Annotated in this window: 27 protein-coding genes; 9 read left to right on the top strand and 18 right to left on the bottom strand. The window is 60.7% G+C overall.

What is annotated here, in order from left to right; all coding sequences use genetic code 11:
• Positions 1-144: 144 nt before the first annotated feature.
• From AC3WQS_RS06165 to rpsJ, 15 genes are all read right to left on the bottom strand, one after another.
• Positions 145-330 carry a type Z 30S ribosomal protein S14 gene (locus AC3WQS_RS06165; protein ID WP_003940698.1) on the bottom strand — a complete coding sequence of 62 codons (186 nt, stop codon included), beginning with the start codon at positions 328-330 and terminating at the stop codon, positions 145-147.
• A 4-nt stretch (positions 331-334) separates the two neighbouring features.
• Positions 335-901: a 50S ribosomal protein L5 gene (rplE, locus tag AC3WQS_RS06160; protein ID WP_003940924.1), complete on the bottom strand. Its 567-nt coding sequence runs from the start codon at positions 899-901 to the stop codon at positions 335-337.
• A gap of 1 nt (position 902) precedes the next feature.
• Entirely contained in the window at positions 903-1,220 is a 318-nt protein-coding gene (gene rplX / locus AC3WQS_RS06155) for a 50S ribosomal protein L24 (protein ID WP_003941019.1), read from the bottom strand.
• On the bottom strand, positions 1,220-1,588 hold the full coding sequence (gene rplN, locus AC3WQS_RS06150) for a 50S ribosomal protein L14 (protein ID WP_003940951.1): 369 nt from the start codon (positions 1,586-1,588) through the stop codon (positions 1,220-1,222). Before rplN ends, rplX begins: the two co-directional genes overlap by 1 nt.
• 357 nt (positions 1,589-1,945) lie before the next feature.
• Positions 1,946-2,227, bottom strand: coding sequence for a 30S ribosomal protein S17 (rpsQ, locus tag AC3WQS_RS06145; protein ID WP_003941020.1), 282 nt, complete (start codon positions 2,225-2,227; stop codon positions 1,946-1,948).
• Positions 2,224-2,460, bottom strand: coding sequence for a 50S ribosomal protein L29 (gene rpmC, locus AC3WQS_RS06140; protein ID WP_003940734.1), 237 nt, complete (start codon positions 2,458-2,460; stop codon positions 2,224-2,226). The genes rpsQ and rpmC overlap by 4 nt, the downstream gene beginning before the upstream one ends.
• Positions 2,460-2,876 carry a 50S ribosomal protein L16 gene (rplP, locus tag AC3WQS_RS06135; protein WP_003940899.1) on the bottom strand — a complete coding sequence of 139 codons (417 nt, stop codon included), beginning with the start codon at positions 2,874-2,876 and terminating at the stop codon, positions 2,460-2,462. The genes rpmC and rplP overlap by 1 nt, the downstream gene beginning before the upstream one ends.
• A 3-nt stretch (positions 2,877-2,879) precedes the next feature.
• Positions 2,880-3,686 carry a 30S ribosomal protein S3 gene (rpsC, locus tag AC3WQS_RS06130; RefSeq protein ID WP_003941003.1) on the bottom strand — a complete coding sequence of 269 codons (807 nt, stop codon included), beginning with the start codon at positions 3,684-3,686 and terminating at the stop codon, positions 2,880-2,882.
• On the bottom strand, positions 3,686-4,090 hold the full coding sequence (gene rplV / locus AC3WQS_RS06125; protein WP_003940717.1) for a 50S ribosomal protein L22: 405 nt from the start codon (positions 4,088-4,090) through the stop codon (positions 3,686-3,688). The genes rpsC and rplV overlap by 1 nt, the downstream gene beginning before the upstream one ends.
• A complete protein-coding gene (gene rpsS / locus AC3WQS_RS06120) occupies positions 4,087-4,368 on the bottom strand; it encodes a 30S ribosomal protein S19 (protein WP_003940820.1) in 282 nt (93 codons plus the stop codon). The genes rplV and rpsS overlap by 4 nt, the downstream gene beginning before the upstream one ends.
• Positions 4,369-4,381: 13 nt before the next feature.
• A complete protein-coding gene (gene rplB / locus AC3WQS_RS06115) occupies positions 4,382-5,218 on the bottom strand; it encodes a 50S ribosomal protein L2 (protein WP_003940895.1) in 837 nt (278 codons plus the stop codon).
• Between the two features lie 39 nt (positions 5,219-5,257).
• Positions 5,258-5,563 carry a 50S ribosomal protein L23 gene (gene rplW, locus AC3WQS_RS06110; RefSeq protein WP_003940990.1) on the bottom strand — a complete coding sequence of 102 codons (306 nt, stop codon included), beginning with the start codon at positions 5,561-5,563 and terminating at the stop codon, positions 5,258-5,260.
• Complete coding sequence (gene rplD, locus AC3WQS_RS06105) at positions 5,560-6,234, bottom strand: 50S ribosomal protein L4 (RefSeq protein ID WP_003940723.1); 675 nt, start codon at positions 6,232-6,234, stop codon at positions 5,560-5,562. The genes rplW and rplD overlap by 4 nt, the downstream gene beginning before the upstream one ends.
• Complete coding sequence (rplC, locus tag AC3WQS_RS06100; protein WP_003940826.1) at positions 6,231-6,887, bottom strand: 50S ribosomal protein L3; 657 nt, start codon at positions 6,885-6,887, stop codon at positions 6,231-6,233. Before rplC ends, rplD begins: the two co-directional genes overlap by 4 nt.
• A gap of 17 nt (positions 6,888-6,904) precedes the next feature.
• Positions 6,905-7,210 (bottom strand): 30S ribosomal protein S10, encoded by a 306-nt coding sequence (rpsJ, locus tag AC3WQS_RS06095; RefSeq protein WP_003938093.1) that lies wholly within the window; start codon positions 7,208-7,210, stop codon positions 6,905-6,907.
• Positions 7,211-7,785: 575 nt separating this feature from the next.
• On the opposite strand from rpsJ, the gene AC3WQS_RS06090 reads away from it, so the two are divergent.
• From AC3WQS_RS06090 to AC3WQS_RS06070, 5 genes are all read left to right on the top strand, one after another.
• Positions 7,786-8,262 carry a hotdog fold domain-containing protein gene (locus tag AC3WQS_RS06090; RefSeq protein ID WP_462374286.1) on the top strand — a complete coding sequence of 159 codons (477 nt, stop codon included), beginning with the start codon at positions 7,786-7,788 and terminating at the stop codon, positions 8,260-8,262.
• 85 nt (positions 8,263-8,347) lie between these two features.
• On the top strand, positions 8,348-8,872 hold the full coding sequence (locus AC3WQS_RS06085; RefSeq protein WP_492712183.1) for a chorismate mutase family protein: 525 nt from the start codon (positions 8,348-8,350) through the stop codon (positions 8,870-8,872).
• Entirely contained in the window at positions 8,869-10,953 is a 2,085-nt protein-coding gene (gene pabB, locus AC3WQS_RS06080) for an aminodeoxychorismate synthase component I (protein ID WP_492712184.1), read from the top strand. Before AC3WQS_RS06085 ends, pabB begins: the two co-directional genes overlap by 4 nt.
• 8 nt (positions 10,954-10,961) lie before the next feature.
• The gene (locus AC3WQS_RS06075; RefSeq protein WP_492712185.1) at positions 10,962-11,861 is read left to right on the top strand and encodes a prephenate dehydrogenase dimerization domain-containing protein; all 900 of its coding nucleotides are present in this window, start codon (positions 10,962-10,964) and stop codon (positions 11,859-11,861) included.
• Between the two features lie 6 nt (positions 11,862-11,867).
• On the top strand, positions 11,868-12,839 hold the full coding sequence (locus AC3WQS_RS06070) for a diiron oxygenase (RefSeq protein WP_416315092.1): 972 nt from the start codon (positions 11,868-11,870) through the stop codon (positions 12,837-12,839).
• Here the strand turns inward: AC3WQS_RS06070 and AC3WQS_RS06065 are convergent.
• Positions 12,820-13,674 carry a glycosyltransferase family 2 protein gene (locus AC3WQS_RS06065; protein ID WP_416315091.1) on the bottom strand — a complete coding sequence of 285 codons (855 nt, stop codon included), beginning with the start codon at positions 13,672-13,674 and terminating at the stop codon, positions 12,820-12,822. The genes AC3WQS_RS06070 and AC3WQS_RS06065 overlap by 20 nt on opposite strands.
• Before the next feature lie 434 nt (positions 13,675-14,108).
• Here AC3WQS_RS06065 and AC3WQS_RS06060 point away from each other — a divergent pair, with 434 nt between their 5' ends.
• From AC3WQS_RS06060 to AC3WQS_RS06045, 4 genes are all read left to right on the top strand, one after another.
• On the top strand, positions 14,109-15,089 hold the full coding sequence (locus tag AC3WQS_RS06060; RefSeq protein ID WP_350490541.1) for an ATP-binding cassette domain-containing protein: 981 nt from the start codon (positions 14,109-14,111) through the stop codon (positions 15,087-15,089).
• On the top strand, positions 15,086-15,949 hold the full coding sequence (locus AC3WQS_RS06055; protein ID WP_047888519.1) for an ABC transporter permease: 864 nt from the start codon (positions 15,086-15,088) through the stop codon (positions 15,947-15,949). Before AC3WQS_RS06060 ends, AC3WQS_RS06055 begins: the two co-directional genes overlap by 4 nt.
• Positions 15,949-16,803, top strand: a complete 855-nt coding sequence (locus tag AC3WQS_RS06050) for an ABC transporter permease (protein WP_047888604.1) — start codon at positions 15,949-15,951, stop codon at positions 16,801-16,803. Before AC3WQS_RS06055 ends, AC3WQS_RS06050 begins: the two co-directional genes overlap by 1 nt.
• 140 nt (positions 16,804-16,943) lie before the next feature.
• A complete protein-coding gene (locus AC3WQS_RS06045; RefSeq protein ID WP_054188111.1) occupies positions 16,944-17,993 on the top strand; it encodes an alpha/beta hydrolase in 1,050 nt (349 codons plus the stop codon).
• 83 nt (positions 17,994-18,076) lie between these two features.
• On the opposite strand, the gene AC3WQS_RS06040 is transcribed toward AC3WQS_RS06045, so the two are convergent.
• Both AC3WQS_RS06040 and AC3WQS_RS06035 read right to left on the bottom strand, forming a co-directional pair.
• Positions 18,077-18,715: a histidine phosphatase family protein gene (locus tag AC3WQS_RS06040; protein WP_492712187.1), complete on the bottom strand. Its 639-nt coding sequence runs from the start codon at positions 18,713-18,715 to the stop codon at positions 18,077-18,079.
• Positions 18,712-20,044, bottom strand: a 1,333-nt coding sequence (locus AC3WQS_RS06035) for a thioesterase domain-containing protein (protein WP_492741427.1), incomplete at its 5' end; no start/stop codon positions are given. The genes AC3WQS_RS06040 and AC3WQS_RS06035, both read right to left, overlap by 4 nt.

Genomic DNA, 20,044 nt, shown 5'->3' with positions numbered 1-20,044 from the left:
TGCTTTCAACCAGAGTCGCAGCGGGACAGTTCTTTTCAGGATCGGCGCGATACACAACTCGATGGAAACCACGAATGGACGTGGGTTCCAAAGGAACCCACGTCCATTCACATGCGTGGTGTGACGAAGCCCGAGGGCCTCAGATCACCAAGAGCTCTTGCGAACTCCGGGAAGCTCGCCGGCGTGAGCCATCTCGCGAACGCAGATACGGCACAAGCCGAACTTGCGGAACACCGAGTGCGGGCGACCGCACCGCTGGCAGCGGGTGTAGGCGCGAACCGCGAACTTGGGCTTCTTGTTGGCCTTGTTGACCAATGCCTTCTTAGCCATGCGCTCAGTTCTCCTTGAACGGGAAGCCGAGGTGCTTGAGCAGTGCACGGCCTTCTTCGTTGTTGGTTGCGGTGGTCACGACGGTGATGTCCATACCGCGGGGGCGATCGATCTTGTCCACGTCGATCTCGTGGAACATCGACTGCTCGTTGAGGCCGAACGTGTAGTTGCCGTTGCCGTCGAACTGGTTGCCCGAGAGACCGCGGAAGTCGCGGATACGGGGCAGAGCGACAGACACGAGGCGGTCCAGGAACTCCCACATACGGTCGCCACGGAGGGTGACGCGTGCGCCGATGGGCATACCTTCGCGGAGCTTGAACTGCGCGATGGACTTACGTGCCTTGCGGATCTCGGGCTTCTGGCCCGTGATCAGCGACAGGTCATGGACTGCGCCGTTGATCAGCTTGGCGTCACGGGCAGCGTCGCCGACGCCCATGTTGACGACAACCTTGACGACGCCGGGGATCTGCATGACGTTCGAGTAGTCGAACTCGCTGTTGAGCGCGTCCTTGATCTCAGCGCGGTAGCGTGCCTTGAGGCGCGGCTGGACCTTGTTTTCGGTGGAGGTCATGTCAGATGTCCTTCCCGTTCTTCCGGGAAATCCGAACGCGCTTGCCGGACTCTTCGTCGGTGCGGTAGCCCACGCGGGTGGGGTTTCCGTCCGAGTCGACGACTGCAACGTTGGAAACGTGGATCGGGGCTTCCTGCGTGACGATGCCGCCGGAGGATGCTCCGCGCTCGTTCGCGGAAACCGCGGTGTGCTTCTTGATTCGGTTCACGCCTTCGACGAGGACCTTGTCGGTCGCGGGGTAGGCCTGAATGACCTTGCCCTTCGCGCCCTTGTCCTTGCCGGCGATGACCAGAACGGTGTCACCCTTGTGCACCTTCATCACAGCACCTCCGGGGCAAGCGAAACGATCTTCATGAACTTCTTCTCGCGCAGCTCACGGCCGACGGGTCCGAAGATGCGGGTTCCACGGGGATCACTGTCAGCCTTGATGAGCACTGCAGCGTTCTCGTCGAACTTGATGTAGGAACCGTCCGGACGACGGCGCTCCTTGGTCGTGCGAACGATGACGGCCTTGACGACCTCACCCTTCTTGATGTTTCCACCGGGGATTGCGTCCTTGACGGTGGCGACGATGACGTCACCGATCCCGGCGTAGCGACGTGACGAACCGCCGAGAACGCGGATGCAAAGGATTTCCTTGGCACCCGTGTTATCAGCGACGCGAACTCGCGACTCCTGCTGAATCACTTGATCTCCCTAGACCTGGAATTTCGTGCGCAACGGATTACCGACCCGGTGCGCGCGGTCATTGTTGCCACCTGCGTCGTGTCTGAGCTGCAGTCCCACCGACTGACGTCGGGAGACGATCACTGCAAGCACCGTTCGAGCTGCGCACGTGAAGACACACCTCTGCCACAGGCAACCGTTCTATTGTAGGGAAGGGTTCACCGAATACCAAATCAGCCGTACTCGACGCAACTCGAACCCTTCGCCCGGAAAGCCCAGAAAGCCCCCGGAAAGCCCCTGGAAAGCCGAATGGCCCACTCCCCCAAGGGGAAGCGGGCCATTCGGTGATACTCGATCAGCTCGAGGATTCGATCAGGCTTACTTGGCCTTTTCGAGGACCTCGACCAGACGCCAGTGCTTCGTCGCGGACAGCGGACGGGTTTCCATCAGCTGAACGCGGTCGCCGACGCCGGCAACGCCGTTCTCGTCGTGCGCCTTCACCTTGGTCGTACGGCGGATGATCTTGCCGTAGAGCTTGTGCTTGACGCGGTCTTCGAGCTCGACCACGATCGTCTTTTCCATCTTGTCGGACACGACGTATCCGACACGGACCTTACGGCTCGCGCGCTCTTCTGTGCTCACTGCTTTTTCCTCACTCATGCCGCGTCACCTGCATCCGGACCCACAGCGAGTCCGAGCTCACGCTCACGCAGGACGGTGTAGATGCGCGCGATCTCGTGACGAACGGTGCGCAGTCGTCGGTTGTTGTCCATCTGGCCGGTAGCCATCTGGAAACGAAGGTTGAAAAGCTCTTCCTTCGACTCACGGAGCCGGGTGACCAGCTCGTCTTCACTGAGCTCGCGGAGCTCTGCTGCTGGGGTTCCAGTAGCCATCAGAACTGCTCCTCTCTGGTCACGATCCGGCACTTGCACGGGAGCTTGTGCATCGCGCGGCGCAGGGCCTCACGAGCAATCTCCTCGTTGGGGTATGTCATCTCGAACAGAACGCGTCCGGGCTTGACGTTGGCAATCCACCACTCGGGCGAACCCTTACCGGAACCCATTCGGGTTTCGGCCGGCTTCTTCGTGAGGGGGCGATCCGGGAAGATGTTGATCCAGATCTTGCCGCCACGCTTGATGTGCCGAGTCATGGCGATACGAGCGGACTCGATCTGCCGGTTGGTGATGTAGGCAGGCTCGAGAGCCTGGATGCCGTAGTCACCGAAGGTCACCTGGGTACCGCCCTTGGCGGCACCCGAACGGCTCGGGTGGTGCTGCTTGCGGTGCTTGACCCGCCGTGGGATCAACATGCGTCAGCCCTCCTGATTCTGTTCAGTTGCGGGAGCATCGGCGGTTGCGGTCGCTGCGCGGCCGGCCTCGGTGCTGGTCGCAGTGGTACCGGTGGCACCGGAACGACGCGGACGGCTCGGACGCTCACGACGCGGGCGATCCCCGGCCGGTGCGGCCGTGTTGGCGGCGAGCTCACGCTTGCCACCGACGATGTCGCCCTTGTAGATCCAGACCTTGACGCCGATGCGACCGAAGGTGGTCTTGGCCTCGTAAAGGCCGTAGTCGATGTCCGCACGAAGCGTGTGCAGCGGCACACGGCCTTCGCGGTAGAACTCCGACCGGGACATCTCGGCGCCGCCGAGACGACCGGAGCACTGAACGCGGATTCCCTTGACGTTGGGCTGACGCATGGCCGACTGGATGGCCTTGCGCATTGCACGACGGAAGGCAACGCGGTTCGAGAGCTGCTCGGCCACACCCTGTGCGACGAGCTGTGCTTCAGCTTCTGCGTTCTTGACCTCGAGGATGTTCAGCTGAACCTGCTTGCCGGTCAGCTTCTCGAGCTCGGAGCGGATGCGATCGGCTTCGGCGCCGCGGCGGCCGATGACGATGCCCGGACGTGCAGTGTGGATGTCCACGCGAACACGGTCACGGGTGCGCTCGATTTCGACCTTCGCGATTCCTGCGCGCTCCATGCCGGTGGCGAGGAGCTTACGGATCGCGACGTCTTCCTTGACGTACTCCGCGTACTGCTTGTCTGCGTACCAGCGAGACTTCCAGTCGGTGGTGATGCCGAGACGGAAGCCGTGCGGGTTGATTTTCTGGCCCACTACTGAGCACTTCCCTTCCGGCGATTACGGGTCGATGTTCCGGTCTTCGGCAGGCTCTCCACGATCACGGTGATGTGACTGGTGCGCTTGCGAATACGGAACGCACGTCCCTGTGCACGCGGCTGGAACCGCTTGAGGGTCGCGCCCTCGTCCACGAACGCCGTAGCAACGACAAGCGTGCTGGGGTCGAGGTCGAGGTTGTTCTCGGCGTTGGCTGCTGCGGAGGCGATCACCTTGGCGACCGGCTCGCTCGCTGCCTGCGGCGCGAACTTCAGGATGTTCAGGGCGTCTTCAACCGAGCGCCCGCGGACCAGGTCCACAACTCGACGTGCCTTCATCGGCGTAACGCGAACGTGCTTCGCTACAGCCTTGGCAGTCGGGTTGGCGGTTTCGGTGTTGCTCATCGCCTCTTCGCCTTCCGATCATCCTTGATGTGACCCTTGAACGTGCGGGTCGGTGCAAACTCTCCGAGCTTGTGTCCGACCATGGAGTCGGAAACGAACACGGGGACGTGCTTGCGGCCGTCGTGAACTGCAAACGTGTGGCCGATGAAGTCCGGGATGATTGTCGAACGACGGGACCAGGTCTTGATGACCTGCTTGGTTCCCTTTTCGTTCTGTACATCCACCTTCGCGAGGAGGTGGTCATCGACGAACGGGCCCTTCTTAAGGCTGCGTGGCATCCTTCACTCCCTCCTAGCGCTTGTTCTTGCCGGTGCGGCGGCGACGGACGATCATCTTGTCGCTTGCCTTGTTCTTGCGGGTACGGCCTTCAGGCTTACCCCACGGGCTGACCGGGTGGCGTCCACCTGAGGTCTTGCCCTCGCCGCCACCGTGCGGGTGGTCGACCGGGTTCATCACGACACCACGAACGGTCGGGCGCTTGCCCTTCCAACGCATACGGCCGGCCTTGCCCCAGTTGATGTTCGACTGCTCGGCGTTGCCGACCTCGCCGACTGATGCGCGGCAGCGCACGTCGACGCGACGGATTTCACCGGAAGGCATACGCAGCGTGGCGTAGCTGCCTTCCTTACCGAGGAGCTGGATGCTGGCGCCTGCGGAACGAGCCATCTTGGCTCCGCCGCCGGGACGCAGTTCCACACCGTGGATGGTGGTACCAGTCGGGATGTTGCGCAGCGGCAGGTTGTTGCCCGGCTTGATGTCGGCGCCTGCACCGGACTCGACCGGTGAACCCTGCACCAGGCCCTTGGGGGCGATGATGTAGCGCTTCTCACCGTCTGCGTAATGCAGGAGTGCGATGTTTGCTGTGCGGTTGGGGTCGTACTCGATGTGAGCGACCTTTGCCGGGATGCCGTCCTTGTCGTTGCGACGGAAATCGATCAGTCGGTATGCACGCTTGTGTCCGCCACCCTTGTGACGGGTGGTGATACGACCGTGTGCGTTACGTCCACCGCGACCGTGCAGCGGGCGAACCAGCGACTTCTCGGGGGTTGACCGAGTGATCTCGGCGAAGTCCGAGACGCTCGAGCCACGACGGCCCGGTGTTGTCGGCTTGTACTTACGGATTGCCATGAGTCTTCTCGTCCTCTATGTCTCGTCAAGTCCCGGCGCTTACGCGACCGGTCCTCCGAAGATCTCGATGGGCTTGCTGTCAGCGGACAGGGTCACGAGCGCGCGCTTGGTGTCCTTGCGCTTGCCGTAACCGAATCGGGTCCGCTTACGCTTGCCCTGACGGTTGGCGGTGTTGACGCTGGTCACCTTGACGCCGAAGACCTTCTCGACGGCAATCTTGATCTGCGTCTTGTTCGAGTCCGGGTGCACCAGGAAGGTGTAGGTGCCTTCCTCGATCAGTCCGTAGGACTTCTCGGAGATGACCGGAGCGAGCAGGATGTCGCGGGGGTCAGCGATGGTGCTCACTTGGCGTCCTCCTTGTTCTGAGCGCTCTCTGCGGGCCCGTGGATGAACGCGTTGAGTGCCTCGACGCTGAACACGACATCGTCTGCATTGAGCACGTCGTAGGTGTTGAGCTGGTCGGGTGCAATGGGATGCACGCCTTCCAGGTTCTGCACGCTCTTCCAAGCGGCTACATCCTGGCGACCCACGACGAGCAGCAGCTTCTTGCGATCCGAAATCTCGCCGAGGAACGCGATTGCGCCCTTGGTCGAAGGCGTCTGCCCTGCAACCAGTTCGGTGATGACGTGGATGCGCTCGTTGCGTGCGCGGTCAGAGAGGGCTCCGCGAAGAGCGGCTGCCTTCATCTTCTTGGGGGTGCGCTGACTGTAGTCACGCGGCTGCGGGCCGTGAACGGTTCCGCCGCCGACGAACTGCGGTGCGCGAGTCGAGCCCTGGCGTGCGCGGCCGGTGCCCTTCTGGCGGTACGGCTTCTTGCCACCGCCGCGGACGTCGCCGCGGGTCTTGGTGGAGTGGGTTCCCTGACGAGCAGCTGCGAGCTGCGCGACGACAACCTGATGGAGAAGCGCGATGTTGGCCGGAGCGTCGAAGATCTCAGCGGGGAGATCGACGGTGCCGTTGGTCTTGCCGCCGGCGACCTTGACGTCCAGGGTCAACTTGGTCTCGGTGCTGGTCATGCCCGTGCACCACCCTTCACTGCACTCTTGACGATCACGAGGCCGCCCTTGCGGCCGGGGATCGCACCCTTGATCAGCAGCAGGCCGTTCTCGGCATCCACCTTGTGGACCGAGAGGTTCTGCGTCGTGATGCGGTCGCTACCCATGCGTCCGGACATGCGCATGCCCTTGAACACGCGGCCGGGAGTTGCACAGCCACCGATGGAGCCCGGGCGGCGGTGAACAGCCTGGGTACCGTGCGACGCGCCCTGTCCCTTGAAGCCGTGACGCTTCATGGTTCCGGCGAAGCCCTTGCCCTTGCTGGTTCCGGTGACGTCGACGTATGCGCCGTCCTCGAAGACCTCGGCGGTGAGCTCCTGGCCGACCTCGTAGTCGGAGGTGTCCGCAACGCGGAGCTCCACTACGTGGCGACGCGGGGTCACACCAGCCTTGGTGAACTGGCCGGAAGTCGGCTTGTTCACCTTGCGCGGGTCGATGGCGCCGAACGCGAGCTGAACGGCGCTGTAGCCGTCACGCTCTTCGGTACGGATCTGGGTTACGACGTTCGGCCCAGCCTTCACGACGGTGACCGGGACAACCCGGTTGTTCTCGTCGAAGACCTGGGTCATGCCGAGCTTGGTGCCCAGGATTCCCTTGATCTTGGTATCAGTCATTGTTTTTGTCTCCGCCGTCACTGAATGTTCACGTCGACACTGGCCGGAAGGTCGATGCGCATGAGCGCGTCAACCGTCTTCGGCGTCGGGTCGAGAATGTCGATCAGCCGCTTGTGAGTACGCATCTCGAAGTGCTCGCGCGAGTCCTTGTACTTGTGCGGCGAGCGGATGACGCAATATACGTTCTTCTCGGTCGGCAACGGCACAGGTCCAACGACGCGGGCACCCGTACGGGTTACCGTCTCGACGATCTTGCGCGCTGACGCGTCGATCGCCTCGTGGTCGTAGGCCTTGAGCCTGATGCGGATCTTTTGTCCCGCCACGCTTAGTGTCCTTTTCTTGCCGCGTTTCGTAGCCCGCCTGGTCAGGCTCGAGCTACCTCGTCTGCACAGTCCTTGCCTGGACGATGACACGACGAACACTGAAGCGATCGGGACCAAGTCCGAAAGTTCGGAAGACCGTGTTAGCGGTAAACCGAGCATCGGATCAGATCAGGATCTGCTGCCGCTGTTCGTTTGTCATTGTTCTCCGGTACACGCGGTCGGGCGTGTCGCCTTCTCACTCATCCTGCGCCGGACAATCTTTCGATCATCTGGCGCGTGATGCGTACCGGACGTGTTCGATGTCGAACACAAAGTAGGTACTGCTTCCGTCCTGCATTACTTCTCGTCTTGCATGTCTTGCATGGTCACAGTCGTTGACCCGATTACCCTGACGGGATCTGCGATCGATCGTCTGTGACGTCTTACCCTTACCCGATCACGGCCGCAAACGACCGCGTCCCGGACAAGGCAACCCGACCAGTATGCCGTACCTGGCCCGATTCCTCAACTCCCCCGAACCAGCCTTTCCGAGTGAGCTGCGCGACAACAACCTTACTCAGAAGTAAGATAGTCCGATGACTACTTCCAGCCCCACCTATCGCGGATGGCAGAAATTGCCGGACAACGCCCTCGGACATGCAGTTTTCTCGGCGGCGATGTCCATTCGCGTGCCCTACTTCGCCTCCGTTCTCCCCCGGGTGACCAAGTTGGAACCGGGCCTGTGCGAGGTCCGCTCCCCCAAATGGTGGGGCGTCCACAACCATCTCGGCACTTTTCACGCGATCGCAGCATGCAATCTCGCGGAGGTCGCAATGGGCATGCTGAGCGAAGCGACGGTTCCGAACTCGCACCGCTGGATCCCCAAGTCCATGAAGGTCGACTACCTCGCCAAGGCCGAGACCGGCCTGCGGGCGGTCGCCCGACTCGAGACTTTGCCGGACTTCGCGGCGATCGAGAGTGGCACGGAACTTCTCGTTCCCATCTCGATCTTCGATCGGTTCGGCAAGGAAGTAGTCCACGCCGAAATCACCACCTGGGTCTCCCCCAAGTAGGCACTCACGAACCCGCCTGCATCGCAACCTGATTCGCCCGCCAAACAGGTTTCGCGGAATTAGGCACCACCGCAGGTTTCGGCGAATGACGATCGTGGAACACCTCCCCGAACGGCGATGGTCGGTCGGGGTGCCGGTGTCCGGAGGTGGGTTGCGTTCCGGGCACCACATTGTCGACCTCGCGTCACGCCGAGCACCGGGAGGCCTCGTGGAAGAGTTCTTGACCACAACGAGTTCCGAAGCAGGCACGCAGACCTCGTCGTATCCGGACGAGGCCGAGGGATTGGACAGCTTCCGGCGCGACCTCGACGCCATCGACGCTCTACTTCTCGAGACGGTGCGGCAGCGGCTGGAACTCTGCCTACGCATCGGCGAGTGGAAGCGCTCCCGCGAGGTTCCGATGATGCAACCCGGCCGTATCCGCCTCGTGCAGGAGCGGGCGCGTGAATTCGCCCGTAGACACGACCTCTCCCCCGACTTCTTCAACGCCCTGTACGAGCTGATGATTGCCGAGACCTGTCGACTCGAAGACCTGGTGATCAACGCACCTGTTGAGGAGGAGGACACTGTTCGGGAATCCGTCGGACCGAGATCAGGATCATCGACATGAGTTCCCGCACCCTTCTGGTGGACAATTACGACTCGTTCACCTACAACCTGTTCACCCTGTTGACCGATGTCAACGGGGTTGTGCCGACTGTGGTCCGCAACGACGCGGATTGGGATTCCATCGATCTCGCGTCATACGACAACGTGGTCATCTCCCCAGGTCCCGGCCGGCCGGATCGCGACCGTGATTTCGGAATCAGCCGCCGATTCATCGAAGAAGCGCCGCTCCCACTTCTCGGTGTCTGTCTCGGCCACCAGGGCCTGTGCGAGTTGTTCGGCGCGGACGTGGTGGTTGCGCCCGTACCGATGCACGGCCGAATTTCGCTGATCGATCACGACGGCTCGGGCATCTTTGCCGGACTTCCGTCGCCGTTCCGAGCTGTTCGCTACCACTCGTTGACCGTCGAGAATCTGCCGAACGCCTTCGTTCGTACCGCGTGGACGTCCGACGGACTGCTCATGGGTGTCCGGCACCGGACCAAGCCGATGTGGGGCGTTCAGTTCCATCCGGAGTCCATCAGTACCGAGTTCGGCATAGATTTGCTCGCGAACTTCCGCGATCTGTCCGTCGGACGCACTCTGGATTCGGTGATCCGACCCGAACCGACTTCGCAAACACCCGACCTGCGGCCGGCGATCAACTACGACGTCGACGACGTGATTCTCGATTTTGCAGTGGACCCGTCGGCGGCCTATGCAGCACTGTTCGCCGACGGTCCGAACGCGTTCTGGCTGGACCGCGCGGCAACCGCAGAGCCGAGTGCGCGCTTTTCGATACTCGGCGATTCGTCGGGGCCGCTGGCCGAGTTCATCACGTACGACGTGCAAGCCGAGGTACTGACTGTCAGCCGAAAAGGCTTGTCCGACGAGCACATTCGAGTTCCGTTCTTCGATTACTTGGACGCACAACTCGCGACGCGCTTCGTGCCCTCGCAGCCGGAACTCGACTTCAACCTCGGCTACGTGGGCTACCTCGGCTACGAACTGAAAGCACAGACCGGAGGAAGGGCAGTCCATCCGGCACCCACTCCTGATGCCGCTCTGGTGTTTGCCGATCGCGCCGTCGTCATCGATCACACCGCGGGCCGCACTCACGTTTTGAGGTTGCGCGAGAAAGTCCGGGACGCCGGCTATGACGATTGGCTCGAATCGACCGTCGACACCTTGGCGCGGATCGGCGCGGACCTTCCGGAACGCACCCCGGTTCCGCTGATCAGCGACACCGTCTGGACGCAGGCTCGCCTTCGGCATGATCGCGATCAGTACCTGTCGTTGATCGGAACGGCCCTCTCGGAGATCCGGGCAGGTGAGTCCTACGAGGTGTGTCTGACCAACATGGCGAGCGTCGACGAGACGATCGATGCACAGCAGGCGTTCGAGTATCTGCGCTCGATCAATCCGACGCCGTACAGCGCACTTCTCGACTTCACCGGCATCTCGGTGGTCTCGGCCTCGCCTGAGCGGTTCCTTCGTGTCGACTCGGACGGCAACGTCGAGTCCAAGCCGATCAAAGGGACCCGTCCGCGCGGCGTCACCCGAGCGCGTGATGCTGCGCTACGGCAGGACCTGCTCGACAGCGAGAAGGACCGCGCCGAGAACCTGATGATCGTGGACCTCACTCGCAACGACCTCACCAAGGTCTGCGTTCCGGGAAGTGTCCACGTTCCGAGGCTGTTCGCGATCGAGTCGTACTCGTCCGTTCACCAAATGGTGTCGACGGTGCGTGGACATCTGAGTCCGGGGTCGTCCGCGGTGGACTGCGTCCGTGCCGCGTTCCCCGGCGGATCGATGACCGGCGCCCCGAAAGTACGGACGATGGAGATCATCGACCGCCTCGAATCCGGCCCACGCGGGGTCTACTCGGGATCGATCGGGTACTTCGCCCTCGGTGGCGCCGCAGACCTCTCGATCGTGATCCGGTCGCTGGTCTGCACCGAGAGCGGCGTGACCTTCGGAATCGGTGGTGCCATTACAGCGTTGTCCGACCCGGAAGAAGAATTCGACGAGACCACGGTCAAGGCGTCCACTCTGCTCCGTGCACTCGATGCGGTGTCCTCGCGGGTCCTCGAATACGGCGGGTAGATCCAGCCATGACGCCGGCATCAGGCACCGCGACGGTTGTCGGCGGCCTGGGTGCCGTCGGATCCATGTTCGTCGAACTGCTTCGCGCCGGGGGGTCGACGGTCACCGTCGTCGACCCAGCAGGCAGCGATCCTGACGGAGATGTAGTCGTCGGAGACATCACGAAACCCAGTGACCGGGTTCTCGCACACGTGGAGTCCTCGAGCGTCATCGTGCTCGCGGTTCCCGAACAGGTCGCTCTAGCCGCACTACCGAGCCTTCGAACATTCGGTGCTCTCGTTGTGGACACACTGTCGGTCAAATCGCGGATGGACGCAGCAATCGCCGACGCCGGCCGAGGAGGGGAGTTCCTCGGACTCAACCCCATGTTCCGTCCGTCGCTCGGACCGCGCGGTCGGGCCGTCATCGCAGTGCCGTACGTCGACGGTCCGCAGTCCGCCAGATTCCTCGACGTCGTGCGCTCGTGGGGAGCGTCGGTCGCGGTGATGGACGCCGATCGTCACGACCGGTTGGCCGCGGCTACCCAGGTTCTGACACACGCGTCGGTGCTGGCTTTCGGCGTCGCCCTGGCCGAACTCGGAGTTTCCGCGGACGAACTCCTCGCGGTCGCCCCTCCCCCACATCGGACCTTGCTTGCGCTCCTGGCGCGTGTGGCCGGCGGCGAACCGGAGGTGTACTGGGACGTGCAAGCGGGCAATCCGTATGCAGGTGCGACACGAAAAGCACTGTTCGATGCCACCGCACAGGTGGACAGGGCGGCCGAGTCCCTCGGCGACTTCACGACGCTGATGAAAACCGCCGACGCAGCGCTCGACAATCGCTCAGGCGAATTGAACGCGGAGTGCCAGAGCTTGTTCGATCGCATTGCCGAAGGGCACAGAGAGATTGCCGAAGGGCACAGAGAGTAGGGCACGATGAGACCTGGAGTGAGTCCGCCCAGCCTCCCGGAGTACGACGCCTCGGATCCGGTCGAGAGTGCAATCGTCAGTCGGCTTGCGAGCAATTGGGCGCGCCGGGCAACCGTGAAGAAGGCGGAGCCGGAACTGGACGATCTCTTCGATTCGTCGTTGTCCGACTACCCCGAAGCACTTCTCCCGTTCGCGGAGCATCCGACCTACCTGGCATTGAGTCCCGAGCAGAAGCAACGCCTGCAAGCCTGGGCATGGATCGCGTTCAACAAGAACGTCATGGACATCGAGAAGTACGTCGTCAATCCCGGCTTCGACGTTCTCGCCGAAGACCGACTCGGCGTCGGACTCGGAGATTGGGCTGCAGTGGCCGTCAATCAGGCGATGGTCGACGAGCAATATCACACGCTCATGCACTTCAATGCCAGTTCAGCGACCCGTCGAGGCAGGGGCTGGGGGCTGCCGGCGAAGGCACTGCCAGACGTCCTGACGGTCCGCACGCGGGCGCAAGCCCTCGACGCAGCCGAGGGGCCTCGCAAGATCGCCCTGACACAGTTGGCGTTCATGACCGTCGCCGAGGTGTCGATCACCGCTTACCTCGACCTGATCTCGGACGATCCGGGCGTGCAGTCGATAAACCGCGCGACAATCCGGTTGCACGCTCGCGACGAGTACTGCCATGCCTCGATTGCCGGGGAACTAGCCGTGTTGGTCTGGGATTCCCTGGATCGTGGAGATCGCAGCTATCTATTGGAAGGCTTCGAGGGCGCCATGCGCGCTTTCAGCGGAACCGACTTCGGCGCTTGGCGCGCAATCATGGAGATCGAAGCCGTAACCGGCGGACAGAAGATGCTCGACGACATCGAATCGGGACGGCGCAACAACCTGTTCGTCCAGGACTACAGCGGTATCGAGAGGTTGTACAAGACCTTGAATCTGGACAGGATATCGCCGACTCTCACGAATCCACGGGCATAGTGCGGGCTCCGGAACCTGACAGCAGTTTCCGCCATGACAACCGATCGGTTTGCCGGTCGTACATTCGGTACGCCGGCCACAACAGAGCATGCAGAATTGACGTCTTGAGAATCATCAAACGAAGTCGTGTAGTCATAGCCTGGTGATACTCGAGCGTTGTCACCGAAGCCTTGTTGTATGACAAAAACTCGATGGGTCCAGTCTCTCCCCTTCGACCGGAGATTTCGCTCCGCATGTCCAGGTCAGTGCCGAACTGCATCCCTGCCTTCACCAGGCACAGCGACAGATCCACGTCTTCGTGAATGTCGGTGCGATCACTGACCTTGTCGCGGATCGAGCGCCACGACGTCGCCCGAATCGCCATATTCGAACCAGTCAGTGCGTGCGCCGGTTTGATTCCGTGGAAATCGCCACGGGCCTCGGCTTTCTTCACCGCTGCTCGCTGAAGACCTGAAAACGGTGACTCGTAAAACAACGAGAAACCGGTAACGGCATCAAGATCATGAGAAGCGAAGGAACTTCGAACCGCTCGCGCCCACCCTGGTGCGACACGCGAATCCGCATCGACCCTGCCGATGAATTCACCCACTGCGATGTCGAACCCGGCATTACGTGCATGAACAACGCCTTGACGCGGTTCTACAAGATATCGAATTCGAGAATCCCGCTGCTCGAAAGAACGCGCGATTTCAGAGGTGCGGTCGGTGGAATTGTTGTCGACAACAATTATCTCGAGGATTTCGTCCCCTTGACGAGCGAGGGACTCCAAACACCCGGCGATGTAGTCCTCCTCGTTGTACACGGGAACCACCACTGACAACGTGCCGATATCCATGAGCAGTAGGTTACCTCGCCAGAGGGAGTCGACTTGATGATCGAGTCAGGGGTGCCCGTCGATCGAGTACGAACTCGTAGTACTCGACGAGCACTCAGCACGCGCGAACACGGTTCACACCTGTCGGCGACCCGAAATCACGCCCGGTATCGGACACTGTGCGATATCGCACAGTCCAGTCGGTCGGCCTGACCGCGGCTTATCTCCAAGCTGCACATTTGCATCGATCCCCACCGCGCGAAGGCCGGAACGAGGTTGTCCCTCCGGTAACATCCACTGTGCATCCGGAGATAGACGTACAAGGTTCCCGCAACCACTGGGGTCCTTACCAGTGACTCCGGCTCGGGCTACGACTTGCTCGAGAAAGGACACGGCCGAGAAGCCGTGTCCAAGCACAGCTCGGCCCGAACATCCATTTAGACAGCGGAGAATTGATGCCCTTATCGACGGACGCGGCGGTAGTCGTGGAGGACGTTCACAAGTCCTTCAAGGATGTGCACGCATTGCGTGGCATCAACTTCCAAGCTCCCAAGGGCACAGTGCTCGGCATCCTTGGACCCAACGGCGCAGGTAAGACCACCACCGTCAAGGTTCTGTCCACGTTGATTCGGCCTGACCGCGGCGTCGCAATGGTTGCCGGATACGACGTCGCTCGCAACCCAGCCGACGTTCGCCGTTCGATCATGATGACTGGCCAATTCGCCGCACTCGACGACGCACTCACCGGACGCGAGAACATCGAACTTTTCGCTCGCCTGATGGGCCTCGATCGTGCATCCGCCAGGCAACGAGCCGTGGATCTTCTCGAAGAATTCGATCTCGTGGAAGCTGGGGGGCGAGTTGTTGCAGGGTACTCCGGCGGCATGCGACGACGCATCGACATTGCGTGCGGATTGGTGGTGAGGCCAGAAGTCGTATTTCTCGACGAGCCGACGACTGGACTGGACCCTCGCAGCCGCCAGAGCGTGTGGAACCTCGTGCAGACTTTGAAGGAGCAAGGCATCACGGTTCTGCTGACCACTCAGTACCTCGAGGAAGCTGACCTCCTCAGCGACAACATCATTGTCATCGACAAAGGATCCGTCATCGCGGAGGGGACCGCCAACGAATTGAAGGCACGAACCGGCGCGAGCTTCTGCGAAATCGTTCCCGCTGAGACAAGCTTGCTGGGACCAGCAGCCAACGCGTTGGGTAATTTGGTTCCGCCGGACTTCCGCTTCGATCTCGCAGTCGAGAACGGCCGAATTGCAATTCCCGCACCCCGTGGTTCTGCAACCCTTGCAGAAGCCCTGCGGCGTCTCGATCACGCACGGATACCACTCGCGGACATCGCCCTGCGCAGGCCTTCACTTGACGACGTGTTCCTGTCGTTGACGGGGCAGTCACGTCCGAGCGAAACAAGCGATGCGCCGTGACCACGACGACGAAGTACGCAACTCAAGATCTTGCCTTGAAACAGGTAGGTCAACGGTCCATCACGGTGCCGAATGCAGCTCGCATCGGGCGCCATCGTCGTCCGCAGCCGTCCGCTGTAACACAGTGGTGGACACTCACCGGCCGTACCGTTCGCGCAATGATCCGCCGGCACGAATTGCTAGTCGCAATCGTCGCGCCATTGATCTTCACTGTCGGCTTTTATCTGCCCCTCAAGTTCGTAATGCAACTGCAGGGCATCAATTACGCGCAGTTTTTGATGCCGATCATCGTCTTGCAGGCGATGGCCTTCACTTCGATCTCAGCGGCGCAGATGTCGGCGACCGAACGCATCACTGGCTTCAGCAGTCGGATGCAAACTATGCCGGTATTCGGCCCGGTTCCACTGTTTTCGCGGATGAGTAGTGGATTCCTCCGGTCCGTCGTCTCACTGACAGCAGCTCTGATCTACGGATACGCGATCGGATTTCGCTTCGTCGGTGGTCTGTCACAGGCCGTGCTCTTCTGCGTGATCGCGTTAACATTCAGTACGTGTTTGTCGCTCGGGGGCGATGCAATCGGCTCACTATCGAAGAGCCCGCAAGCAACCAGTCAGGCATTGACACTTCCCCAATTGATCCTCGGGATGCTCTCGTGTGGATTTGTTCCGGAGAGCGGATTCCCGGAATGGATCAGACCCTTCGTACGCAATCAGCCCGTATCTCAGTTCTCCTACGCCATGCGTGACCTGGCTGCCGGCAGCCTCACGCCGAATACCTTGGTACCAGTCGCGGCTTGGTCGATCGGGTTGATAGCGGTATGCGGGCCTCTCGCATACTGGGCAAGTACGAGGCGTGTGTGATGAGTTCTCTTGAAAAGAGCGAGGAAATACGCAGCGGGCGGACACTCGCTTTCCCACTACCCGACGCTGCACTACCCGAGAGTTCGGCTGGTGCGCTCTGGACACACAGCCTCATACAGGCGAAACGCCTTCTGATCACTTGGGCGCGCGATCCTTCGACCACAATCCAAGCGCTCGTTTACCCCGCGTTGACCTTGATCATGTTTCGCGTTGTTCTGGGTAATTCCATCACCGCTGCCACCGGGCAATCAAGTATCTATGGGACAGTCCCGCTCATCATTCTCGTGGGAGCGATGTTCGGTTCGATCGCCAGCGCAGTTGGCTTGCGGGGCGAGAGGAAGAGCGGTCTGCTCGCTCGTTTCTGGACGCTACCCGCACACCGCGCATCGGGCCTGGTGGGCCGGATGATGGCCGAAGCCGTTCGAGTTCTACTGACCACGATCGTCATCATCGGCGTAGGTTATGCCGTCGGGTTCCGGTTCACTCAGGGCCCGCTTGCGGCAGCGGCAATGATACTTCTACCCATCGCATTCGGCATTGGGTTCGCGGTAATGGTCACGGCTCTCGCCACGATGTCGGAAAATGTCCCGCTCGTCGAATTGGTTTCCATTGGGTGCACCTTGTTGATGTTCTTCAACAGTGGTTTTGTCCCGACAATGGCATATCCGGTCTGGCTTCAACCCGTAATTGCCGCACAACCGATGTCCGTCGCAGTCGACGCTATGCGCGGACTTTCGCTCGGAGGCCCGGTCCTGGTGCCAGTTCTGAAAATGCTTGCCTGGTCAGCGGGAATGATCGCTGTTTTTCTATATCCTGCGATTCGGGGTTACCGCCGGGCTGCGGAGACTTCATGACAGACGCATCCAGCGAGTGTGGCCTTATACCAGAATTTGAATATCTAAATACGGTAACAGTCCACAAACAATAACCGACTCAATTCTCTGAATGCGACAAGGTCGCAATCGACAATGAATCAACCGAAAGGTATGAGGTCTTGACGCGAAATTCCACGACCTGGCGACGCACCGTACAGATCGGTGCATTGGCCGTTGCCGGCTCACTGCTCACAGCCGGTCTCGCGCAGGCCACCCCCGCGCGCGTCGGTGGCGACTCATCCGAAACAGCGTCGACGGGCTCCTACATCAAATCCGTCGAGAAGGTCAATGACCGTCAGCTCGTCGTCAACGTCTATGCGGCGTCGATGGACAAGGACGTTCCGATTCAGGTGATCACCCCGGCCGACAACTCCGAACCTCGCCCGATCGTCTATCTGCTGAACGGTGCCGGCGGCGGAGAAGATGCCGCGACATGGGAACTACAAACTGATGTAGTCGATTTTTTCGCTGACAAGAACGTGAACGTCGCCACGCCTGTCGGTGGGCGTCTCTCCTACTACACCGACTGGGAGAAGGACGACCCCAAGGCCGGACGCAACAAGTGGTCGACCTTCCTGGGCAAAGAATTGCCCCCGTTGTTGAACGAAGAGCTGGGGAGCAACGGTAAGCAAGCCATCTCGGCCATCTCGATGTCCGGTACGTCGGTACTGAACTTGGCGATCGAGTACCCCGGTTTCTACAGTTCTGTTGCCGCTTACAGTGGCTGCGCACAGACCAGCGATCCCCTCGGACAAGCATTCGTCCGGACGACCACGGAATGGATCGGCGGCGTCGACGACATCACGAATATGTGGGGACCATTGGACGGACCGGGATGGGTCGAACACGATCCGCTCGTCAACGCAGAGAAGCTGCGTGGTACGCCCATCTACATGAGCACCGGAAACGGGCTTCCTGGAATTCCGAACGACACATTCCTCAACCCACGTCTGAGTGATGGTCGCGCATATACGGAGAACCAGATCATCATCGGCGGCCCGATCGAAGCAGCGACCAACCTTTGCACTTCGAACATGGCCAAGCGCCTGTATGAATTGAATATTCCGGCCGTTGTCGACTTCCAGCCGGTCGGGACCCACTCGTGGGGCTACTGGCAGGATCAGCTACACAAATCATGGCCGTTCATCGCCGGTTCGCTCGGAATCTGAGACAACCGCAGGAACATTCTCAACCAGCCAGCCTGTTCTTCTCGATCAAATGCGAGAAGAACAGGCTGGCTTTCCTCTATACCTCAGTCCGTAGGTACATGGCTTGCGGAATAGCTGACATCAACGAGGGCTTCGCCAGAAAAAGTGACTGAAGTGATCGAAGTGTGAGCCACATCGCGTTCATGCTGCCGACGCCACAATGATTCGCTCCTCAACGAACGCCGCATGGTACAGATGGGCAGCTCGTGGCTGAAGCACACGCCCTCTTTGCCCGCGCTCCGACGCCGAGCCGAATCCAGGGCAGCAGACATACGTCTGACCATCGATTTGTAGCTCTCCCCCCACGAAGGCGTCACTGGATTCCACGTTTTGAGCAGCAACCCGACCGACGGCTTCAGTCTCGGGTCTCCCGCTGCGATCCCGTCGAACCTTCCCTCCCACTCCACAAGATCTTCGTTCTTCTCGATGGGTAGATTCAACAAATCGGCTAGCGGAGTGGCAGTTTCAATCGCGCGTTCGAGCGGGCTGGAGAAGATCGAAGAGATTGGACGATCACCGAGAATCTCGGCGACTGCCTTCGCTTGGCGATTGCCCAATTCGGAAAGCGAGTATCCGGGTAGCCGGCCGTAAATTACTTTCGACGGATTGAACACCTCTCCGTGACGTACAAAATGCACGACAGTGCGAGGTTCGGCCGACCGAGCCGGGGTTTCATCAGTCATGACGAGCGCTTCTCCTGCGTACGTAGGTACTCGGCGACGATCGGCCCGATCAACTCGAGCTTGTCCGGATGCATCATCGACGTGTGATTGCTGTCGATATCGATGTCAGTGATCTGTCCACCGATCACCGATCTCCATTCGTCTGTCACTGTGAAGTCCATGTCCATGCCCGCAGCTGCCCGGAACATCACCACGTCGCCATCATATTTGCGCGGCTCATACCCGGAGATCAATTCACCACTCGCCGAAGCGAAGTCGTAAAGTGCGCCAATCTGTGTCTCAGTCATGAACGACACCGAGTCCAGCGTTTTACCGATGGCGATGATCTGGCTGCGATCAAGAGAATTGACGTCGGCACCTTCACCGAGTTCCACTCCCCAACTAGCTGCCATGTCACGGGTGTTCTCGAGCGCTACATCATCGTCGACCTCCCTCGGATGACGTGGATCCACCATGAACAGAGAGACCTCGAAACCTTGCTCGCGTAGAAGAACAGCACATGCATGGCCGATGAACCCTCCAACTGAGTGGCCGATTATGTTAAACGGCCCAGTCGGATTCACATCGATCATCTCACGCACGTAACGGTGCGCTAGCTCGTCGACAGAGGTCGGTAATGCCCACGCCTCCGTCATTACGGGAGTTTGCAGGCCGTAGATCGGTGTATCTGCCTCTAGATACGGAGCGAAGCCCGAGGCCTTCCACGCCAGACCACTCATTGCATGGATATAGAAGAGCGGTGGCCGCTGTCCTTCGATGCGAACGGGAAAGAGCACGCCGATCGCATGATCGTCCGGTGTCGCCGAACCTGATTCCCGAGCCTCTTCGATCCTGGCAGCGAGTAATTCGGGTGTCGATGCACCGAAGAGCATGCGGACAGGAACATCGAAATCGAGTGAGCTGCTCAAGTTGGCGGTCAATTTCATCGCGATGAGGGAGTTGCCACCCAACTCGAAGAAATCATCATCCAACCCCACCCGATCAACACCCAACACACCCACAAACGCCGACGCCACCACCAACTCCACCGACGACACCGGAGCCCGAAACACCCGAGCCTCGAACACCGGCTCCGGCAACAACGCCCGATCCAACTTCCCCGACGAATTAAGTGGGAACGCATCCAACACCACCACAGCAGCCGGAACCATATAACCCGGAACCCGCTCCCCCACAAACCCCCGCAACACACTCACATCCACAACCGACCCCACCGCCGGCACCACATACCCCACCAACTGATCACCCATCACCGACCCACGCACCACCACCGCAGCCGACAACACCGACCCATGCGACACCAACGCCGCCTCGATCTCCCCCAACTCG

The organism is Rhodococcus sp. FW305-130 (assembly GCF_058788335.1).
Note: the sequence above shows the minus strand (reverse complement) of the source record. Positions and strands in the feature narration are given on the sequence as shown.